At 58.2% G+C, this 23,984-nt stretch carries 21 protein-coding genes; 16 read left to right on the forward strand and 5 right to left on the reverse strand.

The genetic code is table 11. The features are described from left to right. The first annotated feature begins 1 nt into the window (after window position 1). The 7 genes from dnaG to ribD all read left to right on the forward strand — a co-directional run bounded on the left by dnaG (window position 2) and on the right by ribD (window position 7,618). The gene (gene dnaG / locus ALP8811_RS05060) at window positions 2–1,969 is read left to right on the forward strand and encodes a DNA primase (protein WP_108856070.1); all 1,968 of its coding nucleotides are present in this window, start codon (window positions 2–4) and stop codon (window positions 1,967–1,969) included. Between the two features lie 188 nt (window positions 1,970–2,157). Further along, window positions 2,158–4,140 carry an RNA polymerase sigma factor RpoD gene (gene rpoD, locus ALP8811_RS05065; RefSeq protein WP_108856071.1) on the forward strand — a complete coding sequence of 661 codons (1,983 nt, stop codon included), beginning with the start codon at window positions 2,158–2,160 and terminating at the stop codon, window positions 4,138–4,140. Between the two features lie 298 nt (window positions 4,141–4,438). Then, window positions 4,439–4,669 carry a hypothetical protein gene (locus ALP8811_RS05070; RefSeq protein WP_108856072.1) on the forward strand — a complete coding sequence of 77 codons (231 nt, stop codon included), beginning with the start codon at window positions 4,439–4,441 and terminating at the stop codon, window positions 4,667–4,669. A 136-nt stretch (window positions 4,670–4,805) separates the two neighbouring features. Beyond that, a complete protein-coding gene (locus tag ALP8811_RS05075; protein WP_108856073.1) occupies window positions 4,806–5,225 on the forward strand; it encodes a secondary thiamine-phosphate synthase enzyme YjbQ in 420 nt (139 codons plus the stop codon). Between the two features lie 135 nt (window positions 5,226–5,360). Further along, window positions 5,361–5,789 carry a c-type cytochrome gene (locus tag ALP8811_RS05080; RefSeq protein ID WP_108856074.1) on the forward strand — a complete coding sequence of 143 codons (429 nt, stop codon included), beginning with the start codon at window positions 5,361–5,363 and terminating at the stop codon, window positions 5,787–5,789. A 236-nt stretch (window positions 5,790–6,025) separates the two neighbouring features. After that, window positions 6,026–6,496, forward strand: a complete 471-nt coding sequence (gene nrdR / locus ALP8811_RS05085) for a transcriptional regulator NrdR (protein ID WP_108856075.1) — start codon at window positions 6,026–6,028, stop codon at window positions 6,494–6,496. 6 nt (window positions 6,497–6,502) lie between these two features. Beyond that, window positions 6,503–7,618: a bifunctional diaminohydroxyphosphoribosylaminopyrimidine deaminase/5-amino-6-(5-phosphoribosylamino)uracil reductase RibD gene (gene ribD, locus ALP8811_RS05090; protein WP_370738876.1), complete on the forward strand. Its 1,116-nt coding sequence runs from the start codon at window positions 6,503–6,505 to the stop codon at window positions 7,616–7,618. 10 nt (window positions 7,619–7,628) lie between these two features. Here the strand turns inward: ribD and ALP8811_RS05095 are convergent, their stop codons facing one another. From ALP8811_RS05095 to ALP8811_RS05105, 3 genes are all read right to left on the reverse strand, one after another. Beyond that, on the reverse strand, window positions 7,629–9,689 hold the full coding sequence (locus tag ALP8811_RS05095) for a capsule polysaccharide biogenesis protein (protein ID WP_108857438.1): 2,061 nt from the start codon (window positions 9,687–9,689) through the stop codon (window positions 7,629–7,631). 14 nt (window positions 9,690–9,703) lie between these two features. Beyond that, entirely contained in the window at window positions 9,704–10,843 is a 1,140-nt protein-coding gene (locus tag ALP8811_RS05100) for a polysaccharide biosynthesis/export family protein (RefSeq protein ID WP_370738877.1), read from the reverse strand. Window positions 10,844–10,928: 85 nt separating this feature from the next. After that, complete coding sequence (locus ALP8811_RS05105; RefSeq protein ID WP_108856077.1) at window positions 10,929–12,221, reverse strand: capsule polysaccharide biogenesis protein; 1,293 nt, start codon at window positions 12,219–12,221, stop codon at window positions 10,929–10,931. A 211-nt stretch (window positions 12,222–12,432) separates the two neighbouring features. On the opposite strand from ALP8811_RS05105, the gene ALP8811_RS05110 reads away from it, so the two are divergent. The 8 genes from ALP8811_RS05110 (at window position 12,433) to ALP8811_RS05145 (ending at window position 18,367) form a co-directional block, all read left to right on the forward strand. Further along, entirely contained in the window at window positions 12,433–13,026 is a 594-nt protein-coding gene (locus ALP8811_RS05110; protein WP_108856078.1) for a riboflavin synthase, read from the forward strand. Window positions 13,027–13,108: 82 nt separating this feature from the next. Then, window positions 13,109–14,074: an MBL fold metallo-hydrolase gene (locus tag ALP8811_RS05115; protein ID WP_108856079.1), complete on the forward strand. Its 966-nt coding sequence runs from the start codon at window positions 13,109–13,111 to the stop codon at window positions 14,072–14,074. 100 nt (window positions 14,075–14,174) lie between these two features. Further along, entirely contained in the window at window positions 14,175–15,305 is a 1,131-nt protein-coding gene (gene ribB, locus ALP8811_RS05120) for a 3,4-dihydroxy-2-butanone-4-phosphate synthase (protein WP_108856080.1), read from the forward strand. A 3-nt stretch (window positions 15,306–15,308) separates the two neighbouring features. Further along, a complete protein-coding gene (locus tag ALP8811_RS05125) occupies window positions 15,309–15,860 on the forward strand; it encodes a 6,7-dimethyl-8-ribityllumazine synthase (RefSeq protein ID WP_108856081.1) in 552 nt (183 codons plus the stop codon). Next, window positions 15,857–16,324 (forward strand): transcription antitermination factor NusB, encoded by a 468-nt coding sequence (nusB, locus tag ALP8811_RS05130; protein WP_108856082.1) that lies wholly within the window; start codon window positions 15,857–15,859, stop codon window positions 16,322–16,324. The genes ALP8811_RS05125 and nusB overlap by 4 nt, the downstream gene beginning before the upstream one ends. Before the next feature lie 112 nt (window positions 16,325–16,436). Further along, window positions 16,437–16,739 (forward strand): hypothetical protein, encoded by a 303-nt coding sequence (locus ALP8811_RS05135; RefSeq protein ID WP_108856083.1) that lies wholly within the window; start codon window positions 16,437–16,439, stop codon window positions 16,737–16,739. A gap of 57 nt (window positions 16,740–16,796) precedes the next feature. Further along, window positions 16,797–17,066, forward strand: a complete 270-nt coding sequence (locus tag ALP8811_RS05140; protein ID WP_108856084.1) for a DksA/TraR family C4-type zinc finger protein — start codon at window positions 16,797–16,799, stop codon at window positions 17,064–17,066. 179 nt (window positions 17,067–17,245) lie between these two features. Beyond that, on the forward strand, window positions 17,246–18,367 hold the full coding sequence (locus ALP8811_RS05145; protein WP_108856085.1) for a serine/threonine protein kinase: 1,122 nt from the start codon (window positions 17,246–17,248) through the stop codon (window positions 18,365–18,367). 87 nt (window positions 18,368–18,454) lie between these two features. Here ALP8811_RS05145 and ALP8811_RS05150 read toward each other — a convergent pair whose 3' ends face one another. Both ALP8811_RS05150 and ALP8811_RS05155 read right to left on the reverse strand, forming a co-directional pair. Further along, complete coding sequence (locus ALP8811_RS05150; RefSeq protein ID WP_108856086.1) at window positions 18,455–18,916, reverse strand: hypothetical protein; 462 nt, start codon at window positions 18,914–18,916, stop codon at window positions 18,455–18,457. Between the two features lie 161 nt (window positions 18,917–19,077). After that, window positions 19,078–20,904: a M3 family oligoendopeptidase gene (locus tag ALP8811_RS05155; RefSeq protein ID WP_108856087.1), complete on the reverse strand. Its 1,827-nt coding sequence runs from the start codon at window positions 20,902–20,904 to the stop codon at window positions 19,078–19,080. Window positions 20,905–21,112: 208 nt separating this feature from the next. Here ALP8811_RS05155 and ALP8811_RS05160 point away from each other — a divergent pair, with 208 nt between their 5' ends. After that, window positions 21,113–23,647, forward strand: coding sequence for a penicillin-binding protein 1A (locus ALP8811_RS05160; protein ID WP_108856088.1), 2,535 nt, complete (start codon window positions 21,113–21,115; stop codon window positions 23,645–23,647). Window positions 23,648–23,984 lie beyond the last annotated feature (337 nt).

Raw genomic sequence — 23,984 nt, forward strand, 5'->3', positions numbered from 1 at the left:
CATGTCTCTGCCACCCGGTTTCCTAGATGAGTTGCGCACCCGCCTCAGCCTGACACAGGTTGTTGGGCGTAAGGTCATGTGGGATCAGAGAAAGTCCAATCAAGCCAAGGGCGACATGTGGGCGCCTTGCCCCTTCCATCAGGAAAAAACCGCGTCTTTTCATGTGGATGACCAAAAAGGGTTCTATTACTGCTTCGGGTGCCACGCGAAAGGGGATGCGATCAGCTTCGTGAAAGAGACCGAGAATGTCTCGTTCATAGAAGCGGTAGAAATCTTGGCCGGTGAAGCGGGGATGAAGATGCCCGCTCGCGATCCGAAGGCACAGGAAAAGGCCGACCGTCGTACGCTGTTGATCGAAGTGATGGAGATGGCCGTCAATCATTTCCGCCTGATGCTGAAGACTGGTGCCGGGGCCGAGGCGCGCGACTATCTGACCCGTCGTGGTCTTGACGAAGCGGCGCTGGATCGTTGGGAAATCGGCTTTGCGCCGGATGCGTGGCAGGGCCTTTGGGATCACCTTAAGGCCAAGAATGTCGAGGATGATTTGATCCTTGGTGCCGGGTTGGCCAAGCCCAGCCAGAAGGGCGGAAAACCCTATGACACGTTCCGTGGCCGCATCATGTTCCCGATCCGCGACGCGCGCGGGCGGGCGATTGCCTTTGGTGGTCGCGCGATGGACCCGAATGACAACGCCAAGTATCTGAACTCGCCCGAAACCGAGCTGTTCGACAAGGGCCGCAACCTTTACAACCACGGCCCCGCGCGAGAAGCCGCTGGCAAGGGCCAGCCGTTGATTGTGGCTGAAGGCTATATGGACGTGATTGCTCTTTCTGAGGCCGGGTTCAACGCCACAGTCGCGCCTCTGGGAACTGCGATCACCGAAGACCAGTTGCGCCTGTTGTGGCGCATCGCACCTGAACCGATCATCGCATTGGATGGCGACACGGCAGGGCTGCGCGCTGCTATGCGGGTGATCGACAATGCTCTGCCTTTGCTGGAAGCGGGTCAAAGCCTGCGCTTTTCGATCATGCCGGAAGGCAAAGACCCGGATGACCTGCTGAAAGAAAGTGGGGCCAGCGCCATGCAGACGTTGATCGATGGGGCCATTCCCATGGTTGATCTGCTGTGGCGGCGCGAGACCGAAGGCAAGGTCTTTGACAGCCCCGAGCGCAAGGCCGCGCTGGATAAGGATCTGCGCACGGCCATCGCACGCATTCAGGATCCGTCCATCAAAAATCACTACGGTCAGGCGATCAAAGACAAGCGGTGGGAGCTGTTCCGCAACCGTCCCTCGGGGCAGGGCGGAAACAAACGTCCTTGGCAGCCCGGTGGGCGACGCGGTTGGCAGGCGACGCCTCCGGTGTTGGCCTCGACGAAAGGGTCGATGCTGGCCAGCGCGGACGAGCGCGCGCAAGACGCCCTGCGCGAGGCGGTCATTCTGGCCATCCTGATCCGCCGCCCGGATATGCTGGATCAGGTTGAAAGCCGGATGGAGCGTTTGGACATGGTTGGGCCGGATCACGACTTGCTGCTGCGCTGCGTCCTGACCTCGGCGCATTTCGGGGCCGAGGCGTTGGAAGAAGCATTGCTGAATCGAGTCGGGGGCGATGTGCTGGACCGGCTGTTTTCGCTCAGCCACGTACGGATCACGCCCGCTATTCGTACAAGTAACGACGATGAAATCGTGCTGGCCTGTCTGACCGAAGAGCTGACAAAGCTGGAAGCAAAGCGCGGTGTGGCACGTGAAATTCGCGATGCCGAGGCGGATATGGATGCGCTGCCTGATGAGGGCGTGACATGGCGTTTGGGCCAGGCTGCCGAGGCACGTAACAAAGCGCTGCGCAGCCAAACCGAAGATAAAACGACTTACGAGGTTGCTGATAATGGCTCGCTAATGGATCGCGAAGAACGTGATGCTTTGGACGCATTGTTGGCACAGATCGACCCCTCGAAGGGAAAAAGTCACTGAAGCGCACGACAGGCCCTGCCGCCTGCTTGCAAACACCTCGTAAAGCACCCACCTTACAGCTGTGGACGAATCACTGATTCGAATCAGTGTTGTTCAACCCGAATCACCCAAGCGCGGGTGGCCGACAGCAGGGGACGCCTTGCCTGATCAAAACGGCCCAGCCCGCGCCTTTCGTGCAAGGAGAGCCCATGGCTGCCAAGGATACCGCCAACGATCAAAAAGACGATCAGCACGCCGAGCCGATGACCGATATGTCTCAGGCCGCGGTCAAGAAGATGATCGCCGAAGCGCGCGAGCGTGGCTATATCACTTATGACCAGCTTAATCAGGTACTTCCGCCTGAACAGGTCAGCTCGGAACAGATTGAAGACGTGATGTCGATGCTGTCCGAGATGGGCATCAACATCATTGAAGATGAAGAAGCGGAAGAAGAAGAAAAAGGCTCGACCGAGCTGGTGACGAAAAACGCCGGTGGTGACGTCACTGTCGCGACGGCCGAAACCGAAAAACTTGACCGCACCGATGACCCGGTTCGCATGTACCTGCGCGAAATGGGCTCGGTCGAATTGCTGTCGCGTGAAGGCGAGATCGCGATTGCCAAACGGATCGAGGCTGGCCGCAACACCATGATTGCGGGTCTGTGTGAAAGCCCGCTGACGTTTCAGGCGATTACCATCTGGCGAGAAGAACTTCTGAACGAAGACATTCTGCTGCGCGACGTGATCGACCTTGATGCGACGTTCGGCAACCAGCTGGAAGAAGACGAGGAAGAAGAGGTTACACCATCCGCCGATGGTGCTGCCCCGAACGCCGAGAAGAAAGAAAAAGCGCAAGAGCTGGACGCCGACGGTAACCCGATTAACAACGACGACGATGATGACGACGAGGATGAAGCCGCCAACATGTCTCTGGCGGCGATGGAAGCTGCGCTGAAGCCGCGCGTGCTTGAGACCCTCGAACTGATCGCTCGCGATTACGAGATGCTGTCGGAAATGCAGGATCTGCGGATGTCCGCGACCCTGAACGAAGATGACAGCTTCTCGAAAAAAGAAGAGGGTGCGTATCAGAAGCTGCGCTCGGAGATCGTCCTGTTGGTGAACGAGCTTCACCTGCACAACAACCGTATCGAAGCGCTGGTCGACCAGCTTTACGGCATCAACCGCCGCATCATGTCGATCGACTCGTCGATGGTGAAGCTGGCAGACCAAGCCCGCATCAACCGCCGCGAGTTCGTCGAAGCCTATCGTGGTCGCGAGCTTGATCCGACTTGGCTGGAGGAGATGGGCGAGAAGACCGGCCGCGCTTGGCAGGGCTTCATTGAGCGGTCGACCGACAAAGTTGAAAAGCTGCGCGGTGACATGGCTCAGGTCGGTCAATATGTCGGCGTCGACATTCCTGAATTCCGCCGCATTGTGCAGCAGGTTCAAAAGGGTGAAAAAGAGGCGCGTCAGGCCAAGAAGGAAATGGTCGAAGCCAACCTGCGCCTCGTGATCTCGATCGCAAAGAAATATACCAACCGTGGCCTGCAATTCCTTGATCTTATTCAGGAAGGTAACATCGGCCTGATGAAGGCGGTAGACAAGTTCGAATACCGTCGTGGTTACAAGTTCTCGACCTATGCGACGTGGTGGATCCGTCAGGCAATCACCCGCTCGATCGCAGATCAGGCGCGCACCATCCGTATCCCGGTCCACATGATCGAAACGATCAACAAACTGGTCCGTACCGGCCGCCAGATGCTGCACGAGATCGGCCGCGAGCCGACCCCGGAAGAACTGGCCGAGAAGCTGCAAATGCCGCTTGAGAAGGTCCGCAAGGTGATGAAGATCGCCAAAGAGCCGATCAGCCTTGAAACCCCGATTGGGGACGAGGAAGACAGCCAGCTTGGTGACTTTATCGAGGATAAGAATGCTGTTCTGCCATTGGACAGCGCCATTCAGGAAAACCTCAAGGAAACCACGACACGGGTTCTGGCGTCTCTTACCCCGCGTGAGGAACGTGTGCTGCGGATGCGTTTTGGCATCGGTATGAACACCGACCACACTCTGGAAGAAGTAGGTCAGCAGTTCAGCGTGACCCGCGAACGGATCCGCCAGATCGAAGCCAAAGCGCTGCGCAAGCTGAAGCACCCAAGCCGGTCCCGCAAGCTGCGGTCGTTCTTGGATCAGTAAACGACAGAGCGAAGACTACTAAGGACGCCTCGCATTTTTGCGGGGCGTTTTTTGTTCTGCCCGGCTATCACCCAAACTTCTGGATGCCTTGTTGCAGTGAATTGCATGAATTTGGCGATCCGCAATAGTTGGATAAAGCGCGCCGCAACCATGTGGGGTGTGGCTGAGGCGTGCATCCACCTAGGCGTTTCACGGTTCGGCTAGAGAACAGATTGTTTCCCTCTAATTCTACAAAAAACACAACCTTCGGATTTAAAGCCTGGGTGATTTGTGTCATAAATGTGTCGGGGAAGTGTTCATGCCAGAGTATTTTTTTGGCAAAATGATGGGTGATTTTATGTATGATGTTGTGAAAGAAAGGCCGCTGGCGCTTGAGTCAGAGTGGCAAGTTGCTGAGCCGACAAAACGAGATTTTGCGAAACAAGCCGACGTATCGGTTCGCTTGGGACGCAAGCTCGCGCTGAAAAATCTGGAAAAACGGAAGAAGACCGGGAAGGCTGTTGATCGTCCTGCGTTCTTGCTTTTGTGACAGGATTATACGGTTCGAGATCCGACTGAGCGAAATGGGGCATGGCGCTAGGGCGTTGTGACGTGGGGGCTCGGTCGGGTAAGGATTAAACCAGCGTCGTATTTGGGCGCTGGTTTTTTCGTTTTCTGGGGGGCTTATGGCCGGATTGTTCAAGATTTCAACCAATGGGCAGGGCCTTTACGAGTTCACCGATCAGGTGCAGAGCTGGCTGCGTAGGCAAGGAACGGATGAAGGGCTGCTGACGCTGTTTGTGCGCCATACTTCGTGCTCCCTGCTGATCCAGGAAAACGCAGACCCCGAGGTCCAGACGGATCTTCGCAACTTCTTTCATCGGTTGGTGCCGCCGACAACCGATCCGTCCATGTCCTATTTGACTCATACATATGAAGGGCCGGATGACATGCCGGCTCATATCAAATCCGCCATACTACCGGTTAACCTTGCGATCCCTGTCACCAGCGGTCGCATGGCCTTGGGTACGTGGCAGGGGATCTATCTATTTGAACACCGCAACGCACCGCATCAGCGGCAGGTGGTGGCGCATCTGAGCCGTTAAAACTGGTTGATTGACACCGATCAAGGCGCTGCTGGGTATCTCGTTGTAATATATTAATGTTCGGGATTGCTTTTGAATAAGGGTAATTTCACAGGTTCAGAAGTAGTTCCGCCATTTTAACTGGGAGGAATTAAAATGAAATCTGTGCTTCTGAAGTTTGTTGCAGGTAGTGTTCTGTCAATTGGGGTAACAGCCGTTCCAGCTGTTGCTCAGCTTGATGAAGCTATGTTTGGGAAAGCGCTGTTTGTTGAGAACTGCGCTGCCTGTCATGGCGCGGATGCGATGGGTAGCGGTCCTGTGTCGGCACTATTCGCCGAGCAGCCGCGTGATCTTCGCGTTCTATCCAAGAAGAACAACGGGATTTTCCCGTTCTCCGAGGTCTATCAGTCCATCAACGGGCGGCGCGATATCGCAGGACATGGCACAACGGACATGCCAGTGTGGGGGGATCTGTTCATGATTGAAGCTGGTCCAAACACCTTCCATCCCGGTGTTGACGCTGAAGAGATTGTTCAGGGGCGTATCCTGTCTCTGGTTTACTATCTTCAGACCATTCAAGAATAGCCTTTGCCACAGAACCTGATGCAGCAACCCTTAAAGCTTGCTGTACAGTGTCGAGGGGGTCGACGTTGGTCGGCGAAAAAAATGCACTGATCGGGCGTTATCTGAATGGATAGCGCCCGCCGTATTTTGGGGCGTGGATTTCCCTCTACACAAGACCTAGAGGCTGCCCTATAGTGCCTGTGGATAAGTGGTTAAAGCCCACACCAACGGGGAACAGTGAAGAAAAGGGGTCGCCTATGCGCTGTCCGTTTTGCGGAAATATCGACACTCAGGTGAAAGACAGCCGACCGGCAGAAGACCATGTGGCCATCCGTCGCCGCCGGTTCTGCCCGGCCTGTGGTGGGCGCTTTACAACGTATGAGCGCGTGCAGTTGCGCGATCTTGTGGTGATCAAATCCAACGGCCGACGCGAAGATTTTGATCGCGAAAAGCTGGAGCGTTCGATCCGAATTTCGATGCAGAAACGTCCCGTTGAACCGGAACGCATTGACCAGATGATCTCGGGCATCGTGCGACGCCTGGAAAGCATGGGCGAAACCGACATTCAGTCGAAATCCATTGGCGAGATCGTGATGGAGGCCTTGGCCCGGATCGACACCGTCGCCTATGTGCGGTTTGCCAGTGTTTACAAGAACTTCCAGGCCGCAGATGATTTCGACAAATTCGTCAGCGAACTGCGCCCGGATATCCCACACGAAGACGAGTAAGCGTCGATGATGTCAGGTAAGACAGGCGCAGATCTTCGGTATATGCGTCTGGCCTTGTCGCTTGCGCGGCGTGGGCTTGGGCGTGTGTGGCCGAACCCAGCGGTCGGCTGTGTGATCGTCCGGGATGATAGGATTGTTGGGCGGGGTTGGACCCAGCCCGGCGGACGCCCCCATGCCGAGCCCGTAGCGCTTGCGCAGGCCGGGGCTGCCGCCAAGGGTGCAACCGCCTATGTCACGTTGGAACCCTGCGCCCATCACGGTAAAACCCCTCCTTGCGCTGAAGCTCTGATCGCGGCGGGTGTCTCGCGCGTGGTTTGCGCCTTGGGGGATCCTGATCCGCGCGTGGATGGCGGAGGCTTTGAAAAGCTCCGTGCCGCCGGGATCGAAGTTGAAACTGGGCTATGCGAGACCGACGCGCGCGCTGATCAGGCAGGGTTTCTAAGTCGTGTCACCCGTGGTCGCCCTATGTTGACGCTCAAACTTGCCAGCAGTTTTGATGGTCGGATAGCCACGGCCAGCGGTGAAAGCCAGTGGATAACGGGTCCGGAAGCACGCCGTCATGTGCATGCCATGCGTGCCAGCCATGATGCCGTGATGGTCGGGGCAGGGACAGCCCGCGATGATGACCCATCGTTGACCGTGCGTGGGTTGGGCGTCGATCACCAGCCGGTACGCGTAGTTCTGTCGCGCCATCTTGATCTGCCCTTGGACAGCCAACTTGCCCACACCGCGCGTGAAGTGCCGCTGTGGATATGCCACGGCCGTCGCGCCGCCCCCGAGCTGATATCGGCTTGGGAGGGCATAGGAGCCACATTGATCGAAGTGGACGAAGCGCAGGCGGCGCTTGATCCGGCCTCGGTGCTGTCTGCGCTTGGGGAACGTGGGCTGACCCGCGTCTATTGCGAAGGGGGCGGGGGACTTGCGGCCTCGCTTCTGGTGGCGGATATGGTTGATAATCTTGTGGGCTACGGCGCAGGGCTCGCGATTGGGGCAGAAGGTCGCCCATCACTGGCCGCCATGGGTCTAAGCCGTCTGGCGGAGGCTCCCAGGTTCGATCTGGTGGAATGTCGCGACATTGGCGGCGATGTGTTGCACCGCTGGACACGGAGAACGAAAGATTAAGCCTAGCAGCCTATCGCCACAGATAGGCATAACTGGCGAAGATCCCTTGCAATTTTGCCAACAGCCGTGTGCCACGTCGTCCCTTTGGCACGTCACCCGACGCCAGCCGATCTACCACGACTTCTACGGGACAGGCGGTTTTGGTGAGGGGATCGAAATAGCGCGGATAGTCGATCAGCACCGCATGGGCGAGGGCGATCAAATCCGGACGGGCAGTCCGCCGGTCAGGCACAGGCCCTAGATCCGTGGTCAGGCCCCAGCCCGCATAGAATGGCGCGCCCAGACAGGTCACGGGCACCCCGCGCAACAATGCCTCGAACCCCATGGTCGAGGTCATTGTCCACAGCGCGTCCACGTGGTCCAGCAGAGCGATAGGGTCGGCCTGATCGGCGACAAGGTCGGCGTATTTTGCGGCCTCGTCCCGCGCGATGAACCCGTCACGCAAGCCCGCTTCCACATCGGGGTGGGGCTTGTAGATGATCACCGCCTCTGGATTTTCAAGCCGTACACGTTTCAGAAGATCAAGGTTGGTCGCCACATCGGTTGTCCCCAAACGGATCGAAGCGTCATCCTCGACCTGTCCCGGCACAAGGATGCGGCGCCCATCGGGCAAATGGTCCAGTCCATCGGGCAAGGGACGGTCGAGATTGTATTTGCCCAAGCGGTTTTGGGTGATGCGTGCGATCAGTCCCGCGGCGCGATCTCGAGCGTGGTCGGGAAGGGTGGTCGCGGCTTCTATGTGCCGTTCCAACCGGCTTGCACGCGTCGGGTCATAATAGATGCCAAGATCATCGCGCACCAATGACAGAGGTGGCACAAGTTCAGCCCCCAACCCTCGCGATCGAAGGAAGCCATCCTCGACACGAAGGGGAAGGCGGTGCGTACTGTGCACGGGCTCTTCTTTTCCTGCCCAAATCATCAGTGGGCGCCCCAGTGTCTCTGCCCCGTCTGCCGCCCGCACGGCATTGTCGTCGAACACAATCGTAGCTGTGCCCTTGAAAAACTCGGCCAAAGGGCGACGTTTCCACAAGCGCATGCCATTGGCGACATAGCTCTGATGGTCCTCACGCCAAGCGCGCGCTCGGGCCTCGAGCGTGTCTAAGACCTGCTCGATCTCGCACAGTTGGTCGCGATAGGGATCGTACCATGTGGGGTAAAGCATCATGGCCCCTGCAAACAGCTGGGCGCGCGTCAGGTTGCGACCACGGCGGTTTATGGGCTGTCGATCCTCGGTCAAGTTCCAGCCCGCGTAGAAAGGTTGCCCAAACACATGCGGTTTGTGGCCGGCCAGAATGGCCTCGAACCCCATGCCAGAACTGACCGTATAGACGGCCATTGCACCGTCTAGCAGAGCCCAAGGGCTGACCGGATCAGTGATCAACTGCACTTGTTCGTTTTCGTCCTCGGTTCCGTAATGCCCGGTGCGATGGCCTGCCTGTGTCTCGGGGTGGGTCTTAATCAGGATGCGTGCGTGAGGATGCTCCAATCGTGCGGCGACAAGCATGTCACGGAAGGTCGCATCGGACGCGCCGCCATACCGGATCGAGGCATCCCCCACCGTTTGATCAAGCACCAGAACATAGGGCGCATCTGGCACGGGCAGGTCCGGGTGGAAGGCGTTGTATTTCGACAAGTGCCCGGATTTCATCCGTTCAATCGCCGTGCGCGCACGGTTCAGAAGGGCGCTGTCGTCAAGCGGGTCGTGTTTCAGGATGTGTTCAAGCCGCGATGGGGCAGATCCATCGAAATGGACCCCCAGATCGTCCAGCATCAGGCCCAAGGGTGGTTCGCCCGACCGGCCGGGCAGGACCGACCGCAAAAAGGCATCTTCGACCCTGAGAACGGGGTTGTTCTTGCGCGAAGCGACAGCCTCGCCCCGGCCCGAGGTCGGGCTTTTGCCCCATGTCCCAACCCAATCCCCATCACCGGGAAGCCCAAGCCGGATCTGCCACCCTGCAAGGTCAAGGATGCGCTTCACGCGTGGTTGGGTCAGGAAGCCGCCATTGTAAACGAAAAGCCGCCGGGGCTGTGATGACCCGGCGGCAAGATGTTCTTCATTATGGTCTGTCACGGGCTGTGGCCCGATCACTCGGTCAGGCTTTGGTTCAGCGCCGCAATGGATCCTGCTGTGGACAGCGACCCAGTCAAAGCTGTCAGCACCTTGGACCACTGCGTATAGGGGGCCTCGGTGACATAAACGGTGTCGCCGTCGCGGATACCGAAGTCACGCGCCAGAAACAGCCCATTGGTGTCGGTCAGGTTCATGACATAGATCATGCGCTGCGTTCCGGTCAGGTCCGAACGTCCAAGAACCGCATTTGCAATGTCCGCAGTCTCATCGCGCAGAACAAATACACCTGTCGGATCAGCGGTTCCCGAGGAAAGACCGCCCACCTGTGCAATGGCTTCTACGGCTGAAAGGGTTTGGCTTGCAAAGCCAACACGGCTTTGAGCACCGGTTGCACCAAGGGCGGTAAAGGTGCGGGGGTCAGCCTCGACCAGAATTCGGTCGCCGCCGCGCAACGCAATGTTCATCTGCGGGTTGCTAAACAGATCTTCAAACCAGATCTCTCCGATTTTCGAGCCACGAATAACTTTGACCTTTGCGATTTCAGGCTCGATGGAAACGCCGCCAGCTCGGGCCAGCATGGCGTTCAGGGTGCGCGTTGGCCGTTCAATCGGATAGACACCTTGGCCGCTGACAGAGCCAGTGACCGTCACGGTCGCCCCATCACCGGCGATGCGGCGCACCGTGACCTGCGGATCCGGTGTTTGCTCAGCCAGTTTTCTGGTGATCACGCGGCGAATTGCTTCGGGCGAGTTTCCGGCGGCTTTCACACGCCCGGCATAAGGAATGAAAATGTATCCTTCGCCGTCAACTTGCACTTGTTCAAGCGTTGCTGGGGCCCCGGCCGTGGTCAGGATGCCGTCTTCGACGTTCTCCCAGATCGAAATGCCAAGCGTGTCGCCAGCACGAATCGTGTCCGACCCGACGACACCGCCGTTCTGGAATTCCGGGCCGAAACCAAGAGGTGGGACAACTGCCGTTTGGCGGGTAACGCGGTCATTGACGTCTACGATGAATGCGTTGCCATTTTTCTGGACCGATCCAGCATAGAGTTCTTGCTTGGTCGGACCTGTACGAGGCAGCCCGCAAGAGCTGAGCGCGAATACGGCCGACGCCAAGATCAAGTGCTTGGCCCAATTTGATTTTTTTGTCGTCACTGCCCGTACACCTTCTTAGAGGTTTGATTCATTTTCCGAAGGTTATCGCGAGACCGGTCAAAATTCCAGCCGAGGCACTTTAAGGTTAGCTGACCACGCTCAACTGTTGCCGAGGTGCCGCTGTTCCCTGTTCCAAAGCCTGATAGGGATCGTCCTGCGCCAGCATCATATCCACCACCTGGCGTAGCAGCTGTCGTCGGCCACGCGATGAGTAAAAGCCGCCTGCAACCTGACTTGTTTCAAGTAGAAAGTGACGATAATCCCGATACGCCCGTTTGTCGGGGCGGGTCGGGATGTCAAAGAACTCGGGCAGGGGTTGTTCCGAAACGAACTCTGACTTGGCATAAACCGCATCACCGAAAAGCTTCAACGGAAGGCCGCGCCAGAGCACCTGTTGGGCTGCGGTCGAGTTGATCGTTACGGCAGATCGCGCGTGATCTAGAAGCTTGGCAAGCTTGCCGCCGCGCACATAGTGGACGCGATCGGCAATCCCATGCGCTTTCGCCAACTTGCGGATTTCACGCCGTTGCGGAACGCGCCCGTCTTCCAGTGGATGGGCTTTGAAGACCAGATGGTGGTGCGTGGGGGCGCCTTCGGCAAAGCCCGCGATCACAAGCTCCAAAAACTCGGTCATCGAGGTAAAGGGGCTGTGCATCTGAAAGCTTGAATCATGTTCCAGCTGCAGCAAGGCCAAATGATAAGGAAAGCCTCCGTAGCGGATGCGCAATGAGGCTGCCATGCGATCCGCAGCAATGACGGGCATCAGGACAAGACGTTGTAAATAAAGAAGGAACTCTTTGCCTACACCAATAGATCGATGGGGTCTGAAATTGCGGTAGCGCTGGTTCAAAAACATGACAAACCAGTGATAGACCGCACCATAGAACACGTGGTGGCGCATGTCGCCCCAATGGGCGGGGGCCTCGGGCATGTCCGGTTCGGCGTCTTCAAGAATGCGCTGCATCTGCGCGACATCATAGTCCATCAAGCGCGAGTTTCCGTTGGACCCGTCCCGCTCATAGGTCACCCAATAGGGACGCAGATAGCCTTCTTCGAAAACGTGGATGGTAAGTCCCCGCGCGCGCGCCTGCGCTACGGCTTGGGCATGGATCGGTCGCGTGTCGCCATAGAGTACGATGTCGGTGATGTCGTGCGTATCGACAATCTGTTCGAACCGACCGCTCCACTGATCTTGAGGGTCTGTGAATGGAATATAGCTGGCCTTTTCGGGCCAAAATGCCTGGTCGCCACGGTTGAACCCAACACGCCACACCTTTGCCCCTGATCGGCCCAGCATTTTGGCCAAACGCCCAAAAAACGGACCGTGAGGCCCTTGCAGGAACAGGAAGTTTCGGTTTTCGCCCGTGATGCGCGCCATGCCAGAAAATCACCAAACAATGAGAGCGTTTGTCGCTTTGTATATCTACAAGAATATGGTTGCAGGGGAATTAACAGTGGCTTGCGGCAAAAATGGGGCCATTCGGGTGCTTTTATTGGGGCAGACACATTGGCCAACGCACTGCATCTTGGCTTCAAACTCGACCGTGTTTCCGTTACAGCAGAGACACCAACCCGATGTAGGAGGCGACATGTTCACTGGGATCATCACCGATGTGGGGCGCGTTGAGGCGCTGGAGCAAGCAGGCGACATGCGTGCACGTATTGTGACCGCGTACGACACGGCTGGGATTGATCTGGGGGCGTCGATCGCCTCGGACGGGGTGTGTCTGACGGTCGTTGCATTGGGGGATGACTGGTATGACGTTGATATCTCAGCAGAAACTGTGTCGAAAACCAATCTGGGCGACTGGGTTGTCGGTCGCCGCGTGAACCTTGAACGTGCCCTTAAGGTGGGTGACGAGTTGGGTGGGCATATCGTGTCCGGTCACGTGGATGGCGTGGCCGAGATCGTGTCGATGCATGTGGAAGGCGACAGCACCCGCGTGCGCTTCCGCGCGCCGTCTGACCTGGCACGATTCATTGCGCCCAAAGGCTCGGTTGCTTTGAACGGCACGTCGCTGACCGTGAACGAGGTCGAAGGCGACGAGTTTGGCGTAAACCTGATTTCGCACACCAAAGAGGTGACGAATTGGGGGCAGGCACAGGTCGGTGACCGTATCAATCTCGAGATCGACACGCTGGCGCGTTATGTGGCGCGGCTGGCAGATTACGGACAGTCCTGATTTCTGTTTGGCGTGATCTTCGATTGAAATATTCGAAAGTGGGCATATGATTGGCGAAATCCCTTTCTGACGGAGATCGCCCATGACCCTCATTCGCCCCACTCGCCGTGATCTTCTGCGCCTGGCCGCAGTCGCGCCCGCCTTCGCCATGCCCGCCACCGCGCGTGCCATGCTGGGCGCGCCAACGGATGGCAATCCGGCGCATTTCAGTTTCACTCTGGGGCAGGCGAAGATCACCATCGTCTCGGACGGTTATTTCACTTTGCCCTTCGGTGGGCAGGCAATGAACGCGCCGGAAGAGGAAAAGCTGGCCTTCATGGCAGAGCACTACATCGACCCCGAGGTCGGCTATTCGCACACCAACCACATGTATATCGAGCTGGGCGACGCCAAGGTCTTGGTGGATGTCGGGTCGGGCACCCGTTGGTTCGATACCACGGGCCGATTGATGGAGAACTTAGAGGCCGCAGGGATCGACCCGATGGGCATCACCCATGTGGCCATCACCCATGCACATCCCGATCACATCTGGGGCATTCGCGATGATTTTGACGAACCGATCATCCCGGACGCTGAGTATGTGATGGGAGAGGCCGAGCGTACGCACTGGCTGCAAGACGGCCTTGTGGATCGCGTGGCACCAGAAGACCAGCAGTTCGTGCTGGGGGCTGTGAACTCCATCAATGCCGAGGGGCTGGAGTGGACCCTAGCGTCGAACGATCACGAAATCGCGCCGGGCATTCGCCTGATCGACACCCCAGGCCACACACCGGGGCATATGTCCGTGGCAGTGGAAAGCGATGGTCAGCAACTGATCGCGCTGGGCGACTGCATGACCCATGCCATCCTGAACTTCGCCCATCCTGAATGGTTCTCGGGGCGGGATTCCGATGGGGCGCAAGTTGGCGTTACACGTAACCGTTTGCTGGACATGGCGGCTTCGGACCGGATTGCGGTGCTCGGGTATCATTTCCCGTTCCCTGGTGTGGGCCATGTGCGCCGCAATGGCGACGCCTATCAGTTCGTCCCGGCGCTCTGGCAGTTCTAGACCGTTTTCGTGACGTCTTGGAGCCGTTTCCCGCCGCCTTTGGGCTGGCATTGAGCGCGCGCCTGCGCTACTCAGCCCCGAGCCTGAAGGGGAACGCGCCATGTCTGAAAGCACCACATACGAAACACCCGGTCCGGTCGAAGCCGGCTTGTCGAATGCCATCGCTTCGGCGGAAGAGATCATTGCCGAGGCCCGCGCGGGCCGGATCTATATCCTTGTGGACCATGAAGACCGCGAAAACGAAGGTGACTTCGTCATTCCGGCGGACGCATGTGATGCGGCGGCTGTGAATTTCATGGCCACCCATGGCCGTGGGCTGATCTGTCTGCCGATGGAATCCAAGCGTATTGATGAGCTGGGCCTGCCGATGATGGCGATGCACAACTCTTCGCGCCATGAAACAGCGTTCACCGTGTCGATTGAAGCCCGCGAAGGTGTCTCGACCGGTATTTCTGCCGCCGACCGCGCGCTGACTGTGGCGACTGCGATCAACCCCGACAATGGCCCAGCCGAGATTGCGACCCCCGGCCACGTCTTCCCACTGCGCGCGCGTAATGGCGGTGTGCTGGTCCGTGCCGGCCACACGGAAGCTGCAGTAGATATCTCGCGCCTCGCGGGCCGTAATCCTTCCGGCGTGATCTGCGAGATCATGAATGAAGACGGCACCATGGCGCGTCTGCCGGAACTAGTTGAGATCGCAAAGAAACACGCCATCAAGATCGGCACGATTTCCGACCTGATCGCCTATCGTCGTCGCCACGATAACCTTGTACGTGAGACCGGGCGTGAGTCCATCACCTCGGAATTTGGTGGCGAATGGGAGATGCGCATCTTCACCGACATGACGCACGAGATCGAGCATGTGGTGCTGATCAAGGGCGACATCACCACCGACGAACCCGTGCTGGTCCGTACCCATGCGTTGCAAGAAGCGCAGGACGTTTTGGGCCTTGGCCCGAAACCCGCCGACGAGCTGCCGCGCGCGATGAAGATCATCGCGGACGAGGGCAGGGGAGTTGTCTGCCTGTTCCGTGAGCCGCGCAAGACGCTGCACGCAGATGAAGAAGAAGGCCCGCGCACCGTGCGCCAAATCGGCCTTGGCTCACAAATTCTGTCGTCCTTGGGCCTGAACGAGATGGTTCTTTTGACCGACAGCCCCGAAACCCGCTATGTGGGTCTGGACGCTTACGGGCTGACCATCACCGGCACCCGCCCCATTCAGAAGGACTGAACCATGGCCACCGCAGAACAGCATTACATTCTGGACCGCCCCAGCTTTGACAAGCCGGTGAAGATCCTGATCGTTGTCGCGCCTTACTACAAGGATATCGCGGACAATCTGGTCGCCGGCGCCAAGGCCGAGATCGAAGCCGCGGGTGGCACATGGGATCTGATCGAGGTACCGGGCGCGCTGGAAGTGCCCACTGCGATCTCGATTGCGGATCGCCTGTCGAACTTCGATGGTTATGTGGCGCTGGGCTGCGTGATCCGGGGCGAAACCACCCATTATGAAACCGTCTGCAACGACAGCTCACGTGCCATTCAGTTGATGGGGCTGAACGGGCTGTGCATCGGCAACGGCATCCTGACCGTGGAAAACCGCCCACAGGCGGAAGTTCGCGCTGACGTGAATGATCAAAATAAAGGCGGCGGTGCAGCCGCTGCGGCCTTGCATCTTGTCGCGCTTTCGCGCAAATGGGCCTCCGCAAGCAAGGGGGTCGGCTTCAAGTCGATCTCGGATTCGATCAAGCTTGCAGGTGATACGAAGGATACCCCAACCGCATGACGCTTTCCGGCAACCAGAAACGCAAGATGAAATCCGCCGCCCGCTTTTTTGCGGTGCAGGCGCTGTTTCAGATGGAGGCCTCGGGCCAGACCATGGACCGCGTGATGGTCGAGTTCGAAGACCATCGTTTTGGCGAGGAATTCGACGACTTCACCATGGCGGAAGGCGACAGCCGTCTGTTCCGCAAGCTTGTCGGAGATGCGGTGAACCATCAGGCGAAGATCGACCAGATGACCGACCGCGCGCTGGTGGCCAAATGGCCGATTGCACGGATCGACCCGACCTTGCGTGCGCTCTTCCGCGCTGCCGGGGCCGAGCTGGTCGAAGGTGATACTCCGCCCAAAGTCGTGATTACTGAATTCGTTGACGTGGCACGTGCGTTCTTCCCGGAAGGGGACGAGGCGAAGTTCACCAACGCGGTTCTGGACCACATGGCCCGCGAGGCGAAGCCCGAGGCGTTTTGACGTCCAATAGAAAACACCAGATTTCAGAGGCCATTGGGATGCGACCCATTGGCCTCTTTTCATTTCCGGGATGAGCACACATACTTACCCTATTCACCAAAGGGAGTGTGACATGCCAAAGCTCGTCCGCGTCTATATCAAGAACGTTCTGGTTGGATTTGCGTTGTCCGCAGCATTTGTTGCGGCACTGCTTTACATGAACGTGGGCAACCTGTGGCACCTGATCTCGACCTCGGACATGGGATGGATCGCGGTTCTGATGCTGTTCATGTTTAATGGGATTGTCTTTGCTGGTGTGCAATTCGCCTTTGTTATCATGCGGATGGAAGGCCATGACGACACGCCCAAAGGCGGCAAGCGGCAGCCGGTAATCACCGGCGAACCCGCCCGTGTGAAAGTGGCCGCCAACCGCTGACCCTCTTGCAGGGCTGGCCGATTACGGCAATGATCCCCTATCAGTGAAAGGGATCCCATGGCAGGCGGATGGGCGCGTGATGGCGCAGTAAGCGAACAGATCGAAGCATCAGTCTCGGACGAGCTGGCTCGGATGAAATCCAAGGCCCAGCCGGTGGGCGAAAGCTTTACCCATTGTGCGGAGTGCGAAGAAGAAATCCCCCAAGCCCGGCGCGAGGCGATCCCCGGCGTGAAGCTGTGCATCGATTGCGTGCGCGACCGGGATGCAGCGTTCCAGAACCGCCCCGGCATCAATCGGCGTGGGTCGAAAGACAGCCAGCTGAAATAGGGGTGGCGAAACCCTCTTTTCCGGCCAGCGACTGAGTGCTAAAGACACGTCAGAGCAAAATGGCGATGGCGTCGCCGCAGGATAGCTTTTCTGGCTCTTTTCCACGCTCCTGTACGCCGGGACTTTCAATCGGGAGATTGAAGGCCCCGCCTTTACCTCCCATCAGATAGGAGGCATCCATGGCCTGGTCGCCGGACAAAACTGAAGTCAAAAGCTGGAACGAATGGGACACGCTGCGCCATGTGATTGTGGGCCGTGCCGATGATTGCCACATCCCGCCGGAAGAGCCCGCGCTGGACGCGAAGGTGCCGGAAGACAGCGACATGCGTGGCCAATGGGGCCGCCGCCCTCAGGAAACCATCGACCGTGCCAACGAGCTGTTGGACAACTTCGCCGATCAGCTGCGCAAACGTGGCGTCCGTGTGGACCGTCCCGTCTCGATCGACCATTCGCAGCCTGTGACCACGCCGGATTTCCACACCGACAGCCAGTTTGGCTGCATGCCGCCGCGCGATGTGCTGCTGACCGTTGGGCACGAGATGCTGGAAGCCACGATGTCGTATCGTTGCCGCTGGTTTGAATATCTGAACTATCGCCCGCTTCTGAAGCAGTACTGGGAAGAAGATCCCCGGTTCCGCCACGAGGCCGCGCCGAAGCCGCGTCTGACCGATGCCGATTACCATCCGGATTACCTGTCCGAGAAGATCGGTGACGCCCAGCGTCTGGAATGGGCGGCCGAGAAGTTCTTTGTCACCACCGAAGAAGAGCCTCTGTTCGACGCCGCCGACGTGCTGCGGTTCGGTAAGGATCTGGTCGTGCAGCACGGGTTCACCACGAACCTGAAGGGCATCGAATGGCTGCGCCGTCACTTCCCCGATCACCGCGTGCACACAGTGAACTTCCCCGGCGACCCGTATCCGATCCATATCGACGCCACCTTTACGCCTTTGCGCCCGGGTCTGATCGTAAACAACCCCCAGCGCCGTTTGCCCGAAGAGCAGCGCGGGATGTTCGAGAAGAACGGGTGGGAGATAGTGGACGCGGCCCAACCCGCGCACAACACGCCGCCGCCGCTGTGCTACTCGTCGACCTGGCTGTCGATGAACGTGCTGGTGCTGGACCCGAAAACTGTCTGTGTCGAAAAGTCCGAGGTCTATCAGGCCGAGCAGATGGACAAGCTGGGCATGGAAGTGGTCGAGGTTGAGCTGCGCGATGCCTATGCGTTTGGTGGCGGTCTGCATTGTTGTACGGCGGACGTATACCGCGACGGAGACTGCGAGGATTACTTCCCGAAGCAGTAAGCTTGGGCTCTGGAAACAAGAAACCCGCGCTTTTCGGCGCGGGTTTTGTTGTTTTGGGGCGGGGCGTTGCAGCGCCAGAATGCAGTTCTAGCGCGCGCAGTAAGTGGTGGTGTCTTTGCTTGTCAGCGACATTTTAGTGTCGGAGGCAAGTGTCACCTTTGTCCTGTCATTGAGGCTATGTTTCAACAGGCTTGCCCGAATGTTTCGGGCAAAAGAGCTGCGACGCTGATCGCGTCCATTTGCCTTGAGTGATCGGACAACTGCCGAAATGGGACGGTCGTACAGATAGCCATCTTTGAAAACCCAGCTAGAGCGATATTTCACCTTTGCGGTGGCTTCGAGCTCGGGATCTTTGAAGATCAGCGTCATTTTGGCGCTAAATCGGCCATTTTCTTTGAACACGACATTGGCTGTCATGGATGTTGTCATGCCGTCCTCGGTCTCCTCCGGGATGTGGCAGTGCCACTTTCCAACAAGGTCAGATTGATCCAGTGCAAGAGCGCTATTGGGCAGAACAGCCAGGCAGGCGAGTAGGATAAATTTCTTCATAAAGTCCTTCGTAATTATTAGCTGCAGAGATTAATGATTGTGTTTCTCGTCGGCGTGGTCAGCTGGTTTAGCCGAAAGAAAAGGTTTCAGTGGTCGTGGCGAAGACGCGATGGGGCGCTGGACTGTATAAGCACGGCGCCCCAAAGCTTTCGGTGTCTCCCTTACTCCATCGCTTCAAGCTCGTCGATGAAGCCTTCGATCATCGACAGACCTTTGGCCCAGAAGTTGGGGTCCGAGGCGTCCAGCCCGAACGGTGCCAGAAGCTCTTTGTGGTGTTTCGATCCGCCCGCCTTCAGCATCTCGAAATACTTCTCTTGGAAGTCTGCGTCGCCTTCTTCGTAAACGGCATAAAGCGCGTTCACCAAGCCGTCGCCGAACGCATAGGCGTAGACATAGAAGGGCGAGTGGACGAAATGGGGGATGTAGGACCAGAAAGTCTCGTATCCGGGCATGAAATCAAAGGCTTCGCCAAGACTTTGTGCCTGCACGGACATCCACAACGTGTTGATGTCATCGGGGGTCAGTTCGCCTTCCGCGCGGGCTTCGTGCAGTTTGCATTCGAAGTCATAGAACGCGATCTGACGGACAACTGTGTTGATCATGTCTTCGACCTTGCCGGCCAGCATGACCTTCTTTTCCTCGGGCGTCTTGGCTTCGGATAGAAGTTTGCGGAAGGTCAGCATCTCGCCGAATACAGACGCGGTTTCGGCAAGCGTCAGCGGGGTGGACGAGAGCATTTCGCCTTGGTCGGCAGCCAGCACCTGGTGGACGCCGTGGCCCAGTTCGTGTGCCAAAGTCATCACGTCGCGCGGTTTGCCCAGATAGTTCAGCATCACATAGGGGTGTGCGTCGGTGACGGTGGGGTGGGCGAAAGCGCCGGGCGCTTTGCCGGGTTTCACGCCTGCGTCAATCCAGCCATCGGTGAAGAAAGGTTTGGCAATTTCGGCCATGCGTGGATCGAAATCGGCATAGGCATCCATGACGATCTTTTCGGCCTCGGGCCAGTTCACCAGCGTGTCGTCTTCCATCGGAAGCGGCGCGTTTCGGTCCCAGACCTGCATACGGTCCAGCCCCAACCATTTGCGCTTCAGCTCATAATAGCGATGCGACAGGCGCGGATAGGCGTCGACCACCGCGTCGCGCAGGGCCTCGACCACTTCGGGTTCCACGTGGTTGGACAGGTGGCGGCCGGTCTGCGGGGTGGGCATGCTACGCCACTGGTCCTCGATGGCTTTTTCCTTGGCCAAGGTGTTGTGAACGCGCGCGAAAATCTTGATGTTTTCACCCAGTACCCGCGCGATCTCTTCCGAGGCCGCCTGACGCGTGGCGCGGTCGTGTTCGGTCAGAAGGTTGGCGGTGGCTTCCAGCCCGCGCTCTTCCCCGTTTACCGTGAACATCAGCCCGGCGACGGTTTCGTCAAACAGAGTGTTCCACGCCGATGCCCCAACCGAGGACTTGTCATGCAGGAACTGCTCCAGCTCGTCTGACAGTTGATAGGGGCGCATGGCACGTAGGCGGTCGAACACGGGCCTGTAGCGGGCCAGATCGGCGTTGCCCGCGAACCAGCCGTCCAGAACCGCGTCGTCAATCCGGTTCACTTCGAGCGAGAAGAAAACCAAAGGCGCGGTGAACACAGTGATCTGTTCCTGACAGTTCTGGAAGAACTGCGCGCGATCCGCGTCGGTGGTCTGCTGATAATAGCGCAGGCCCGCGAAGGACATGATGCGCCCGCCGATCATCTCGATCTTCTCGTAGGCCAGCACGCAATCCAGCATACCCGCAGCGTCCAGATCTGCCAGTTTGCCCTGATAGGTCTGGGCAAAATCGGCGCAGGCGTTTTCCAGCCAGTTCAGGTCGCGCTCAAGCTCGGGCGCGTCTTGGTCAGAGTAGAGATCCGACAGATCCCATTCTGGCAGGTCCCCGAACGGGTTGTCGCCCGTACCGGCAGTGGCGTCGCGCAGAATTCGAGGGGGTAGGGTGGAAAACATGAGACCTCCAAAATGTGGTTTCCCAAGACATAGGCGGTGGACAGCGCGGTTGCAATCAGGCCGTTCGACGTTCTCGAAAACCGGGGCAGGCGGCGTAACGACGGGACCCGTCTGGGGCGGGAAATGGCCGATTTTCCCCCCTTGGGGGTTTTGACCCGGCACTAGGGTCCCTTTATAGGAAGAGCAACTATCCTTAGGAGCGTGCGGCGTGATCAGATTCGTCCTTGGCATTTTCGGTGCGATGTTTACCGGCATCACCCTTGCGATCTTCATGGCCGCATTGGTCGTGGGTGGCGTTTTCTGGATGTATTCCAGGGACTTGCCCAGCCACGAGCAATTGGCGAACTATACGCCTGCCACAATCAGCCGAGTCTATTCGGGCGAAGGGCAGCTGATGGACGAGTTCGCGCAGGAACGTCGTCTGTATACGCCCGCAGACGAAATTCCGGATCTTGTGAAGCACGCCTTCATCTCGGCCGAGGATAAAAACTTCTATAATCACGCAGGCTTTGATCCGCGTGGTATTGCTGCCGCTGCCATTGAAGCTGCGCGGGGCGGAGCCTTGCGCGGGGCGTCGACCATTCCGCAGCAGGTGGTGAAAAACTTCCTGCTGTCGTCCGAACGGTCCGCTGAACGTAAGATCAAAGAGTTGATCCTGTCGGTACGGCTAGAGAACACGTTGTCGAAGGATGACATTCTGGCGCTGTATCTGAACGAAATCTTTCTGGGGCAGAACTCTTACGGTGTGACCGCTGCTGCTCAGACGTATTTCAACAAGACCCCGGACGAGCTGAAACCGCACGAGGCCGCTTATCTGGCCACCCTGCCGAAAAAGCCTGCAAAGCTGCACCCGGTACGCAACAAAGAAGCCGCGCTGGGACGTCGCAACTATGTCCTGCGCGAGATGTTTCAGAACGGCTATCTGGATCAGGCGGTCTATGAGGCCGAAAAGGAATTGCCGCTGCGCTCGGTCCAGAACGGCGATTTCGCTGGGTATCGTACTGAGCTTCCAGATCGTGACTATTTCACCGACGAGATCCGTCGCCAATTGAGTCGTGATTTTGGGGAAGAAGAGTTCTTTACGGGCGGGCTAACCATTCGTGCGACTGAAAACCCGAAGCTTCAAGAGGTTGCCGCCGCAAGTCTGCGACAAGGTCTTGAAGAGTACGACCGGGGCCGGGGTGTCTGGCGTCCCTCAGGTGTGACGTTGCCCGAGGCCACTCTGTCGAACGAGGAAAGTTGGCGTCAGGCGCTGGCGGACACCAAGTTCCCCCGTGACGTTAAGGGGTGGCATCCGGCCGTTGTGCTCGAGATCAGCGGCAATGAGGCCCGGATCGGCATTGAAGGCGTCGAGGATGACGAAGACGGCCACTGGATCCCAGCCAAGGACGTGACGTGGGCGCGTCGTCTGAATGACGATGGCAGCCTTGGGCGCAAGGCCCGCGTGGCGGGTGATCTTTTGAAGGTTGGCGAAGTCGTGCATGTGCGCCGGATGGTGAAAGATGCCGATGGCAGCTTTGTCCGCTGGACCCTGCGCCAGATCCCCGAAGTGCAGGGCGGCTTCATGGCGATGGACGTCAACACAGGCCGCGTGATCGCGATGCAGGGTGGCTTCAGCTATCAGCATTCGGTCTATAACCGCGCGACACAAGCACAGCGCCAGCCGGGATCGAGCTTTAAGCCATTTGTCTATGCAGCGGCACTGGACAGCGGTTTTTCCCCTGCAACCATCGTGATTGATGCCCCGATTGAGGTTGAAAGCGGTGGTAAGATCTGGCGACCAAAGAACGCGTCGAACCAGTTCTACGGCCCGACACCTCTTCGAACTGGGATCGAGCAATCCCGAAACCTGATGACCGTACGTCTGGCACAGGAAATCGGAATGGACACAGTTGCTGGCTATGCCGAGCGGTTCGGGGTCTATGACCGGATGAACCCATTCCTTGCCAACTCGTTGGGATCCGAGGAAACGACGCTGTTCAAGATGGTTGCGGCCTATGCGATGTTCGCCAATGGCGGCGAGCGGGTGGAACCCACGTTGGTCGACCGGGTGCAGGACCGCTGGGGCCGCACGATCTATCGCCATGACCGTCGCGACTGCGTGAATTGCACCGATCCGGTGCTGGCCGCAGGCGCAGAGCCTCAGATCGACAGCAACCGGGAACGCGTGATGGATCCCATCACGGCGTATCAGCTGACGTCGATGATGCGCGGGGTGGTGTCACGCGGCACGGCCAGCCGTACGGTGAACCTTTCGGTACCGACCGCAGGTAAGACCGGGACCACCAATGACGCGCGTGATGTTTGGTTCGTGGGCTTTACGTCGAACATCGTGGCAGGTTGCTATATCGGCTATGACCGCCCGCGCAATATGCCCGGAGCGTCAGGCGGTGGAATGTGTGGCCCTGTCTTTACCCGCTTCATGACAGAAGCTGTGAAAGAGCTGGGTGGCGGAGAGTTTGACGTGCCAGAAGGCGGACATTTCATCAAGATCGACCGCTTCTCGGGCGCGCGGCTGCCGTTTGATGCCGAAGGTGAACACGTTGTTGCAGAGTACTTCCGCGATGGCGAAGAGCCGCTGTTTGGTGTGATGTTCGATGGTGGCTTTGCCATGGGATCGAACTTGCCGCTGTTTGATCATGGTGGATCGGGGGGCGAACAGGTGCGGACCTCAACCGGGAAAACGGTCGTGGTTCCGGACAAGGCAGATTTCGGGTCGCTGTCATCCGGTGGTCTCTACTGAGCTAAGGTTAGCAACCAGAAATGGAATGACCTTCCGGGGTCGCGATGCGGGACTTGCAAAAACTTATGCAAAGAAACGCATTTTGCCCATTGTCTTTCCATGTCCCCAGCACATATGTTCAAAGGACGGTGGTGCGTTTAGAAAAAGCACCCCGCACCAGAGTTTCGCTGTCATGGCGACGGATGCTGGCCCAAGGACGCCCGCAGACCACATCATGACAGGCTAAAAGCGCTTCGGGACGCAGCCGCAAGACGGACTGGCCGCCGAAGCCGGAAATTGATGACCCGGCAGCAGGTTTACTAAGACTTGCCCCGATGTCTGAAAATACGCCCGTACT

It is taken from the genome of Aliiroseovarius pelagivivens (assembly GCF_900302485.1).
GTDB classification, from domain to species: Bacteria; Pseudomonadota; Alphaproteobacteria; order Rhodobacterales; family Rhodobacteraceae; genus Aliiroseovarius; species Aliiroseovarius pelagivivens.

Coding starts and splice junctions, on each gene's coding strand:
- dnaG (WP_108856070.1), top strand. CDS start 2: ATGTCTCTGCCACCCGGTTTCCTAGATGAGTTGCGCACCCGCCTCAGC.
- rpoD (WP_108856071.1), top strand. CDS start 2,158: ATGGCTGCCAAGGATACCGCCAACGATCAAAAAGACGATCAGCACGCC.
- ALP8811_RS05070 (WP_108856072.1), top strand. CDS start 4,439: ATGCCAGAGTATTTTTTTGGCAAAATGATGGGTGATTTTATGTATGAT.
- ALP8811_RS05075 (WP_108856073.1), top strand. CDS start 4,806: ATGGCCGGATTGTTCAAGATTTCAACCAATGGGCAGGGCCTTTACGAG.
- ALP8811_RS05080 (WP_108856074.1), top strand. CDS start 5,361: ATGAAATCTGTGCTTCTGAAGTTTGTTGCAGGTAGTGTTCTGTCAATT.
- nrdR (WP_108856075.1), top strand. CDS start 6,026: ATGCGCTGTCCGTTTTGCGGAAATATCGACACTCAGGTGAAAGACAGC.
- ribD (WP_370738876.1), top strand. CDS start 6,503: ATGATGTCAGGTAAGACAGGCGCAGATCTTCGGTATATGCGTCTGGCC.
- ALP8811_RS05105 (WP_108856077.1), bottom strand. CDS start 12,221: ATGGCGCGCATCACGGGCGAAAACCGAAACTTCCTGTTCCTGCAAGGG.
- ALP8811_RS05110 (WP_108856078.1), top strand. CDS start 12,433: ATGTTCACTGGGATCATCACCGATGTGGGGCGCGTTGAGGCGCTGGAG.
- ALP8811_RS05115 (WP_108856079.1), top strand. CDS start 13,109: ATGACCCTCATTCGCCCCACTCGCCGTGATCTTCTGCGCCTGGCCGCA.
- ribB (WP_108856080.1), top strand. CDS start 14,175: ATGTCTGAAAGCACCACATACGAAACACCCGGTCCGGTCGAAGCCGGC.
- ALP8811_RS05125 (WP_108856081.1), top strand. CDS start 15,309: ATGGCCACCGCAGAACAGCATTACATTCTGGACCGCCCCAGCTTTGAC.
- nusB (WP_108856082.1), top strand. CDS start 15,857: ATGACGCTTTCCGGCAACCAGAAACGCAAGATGAAATCCGCCGCCCGC.
- ALP8811_RS05135 (WP_108856083.1), top strand. CDS start 16,437: ATGCCAAAGCTCGTCCGCGTCTATATCAAGAACGTTCTGGTTGGATTT.
- ALP8811_RS05140 (WP_108856084.1), top strand. CDS start 16,797: ATGGCAGGCGGATGGGCGCGTGATGGCGCAGTAAGCGAACAGATCGAA.
- ALP8811_RS05145 (WP_108856085.1), top strand. CDS start 17,246: ATGGCCTGGTCGCCGGACAAAACTGAAGTCAAAAGCTGGAACGAATGG.
- ALP8811_RS05150 (WP_108856086.1), bottom strand. CDS start 18,916: ATGAAGAAATTTATCCTACTCGCCTGCCTGGCTGTTCTGCCCAATAGC.
- ALP8811_RS05155 (WP_108856087.1), bottom strand. CDS start 20,904: ATGTTTTCCACCCTACCCCCTCGAATTCTGCGCGACGCCACTGCCGGT.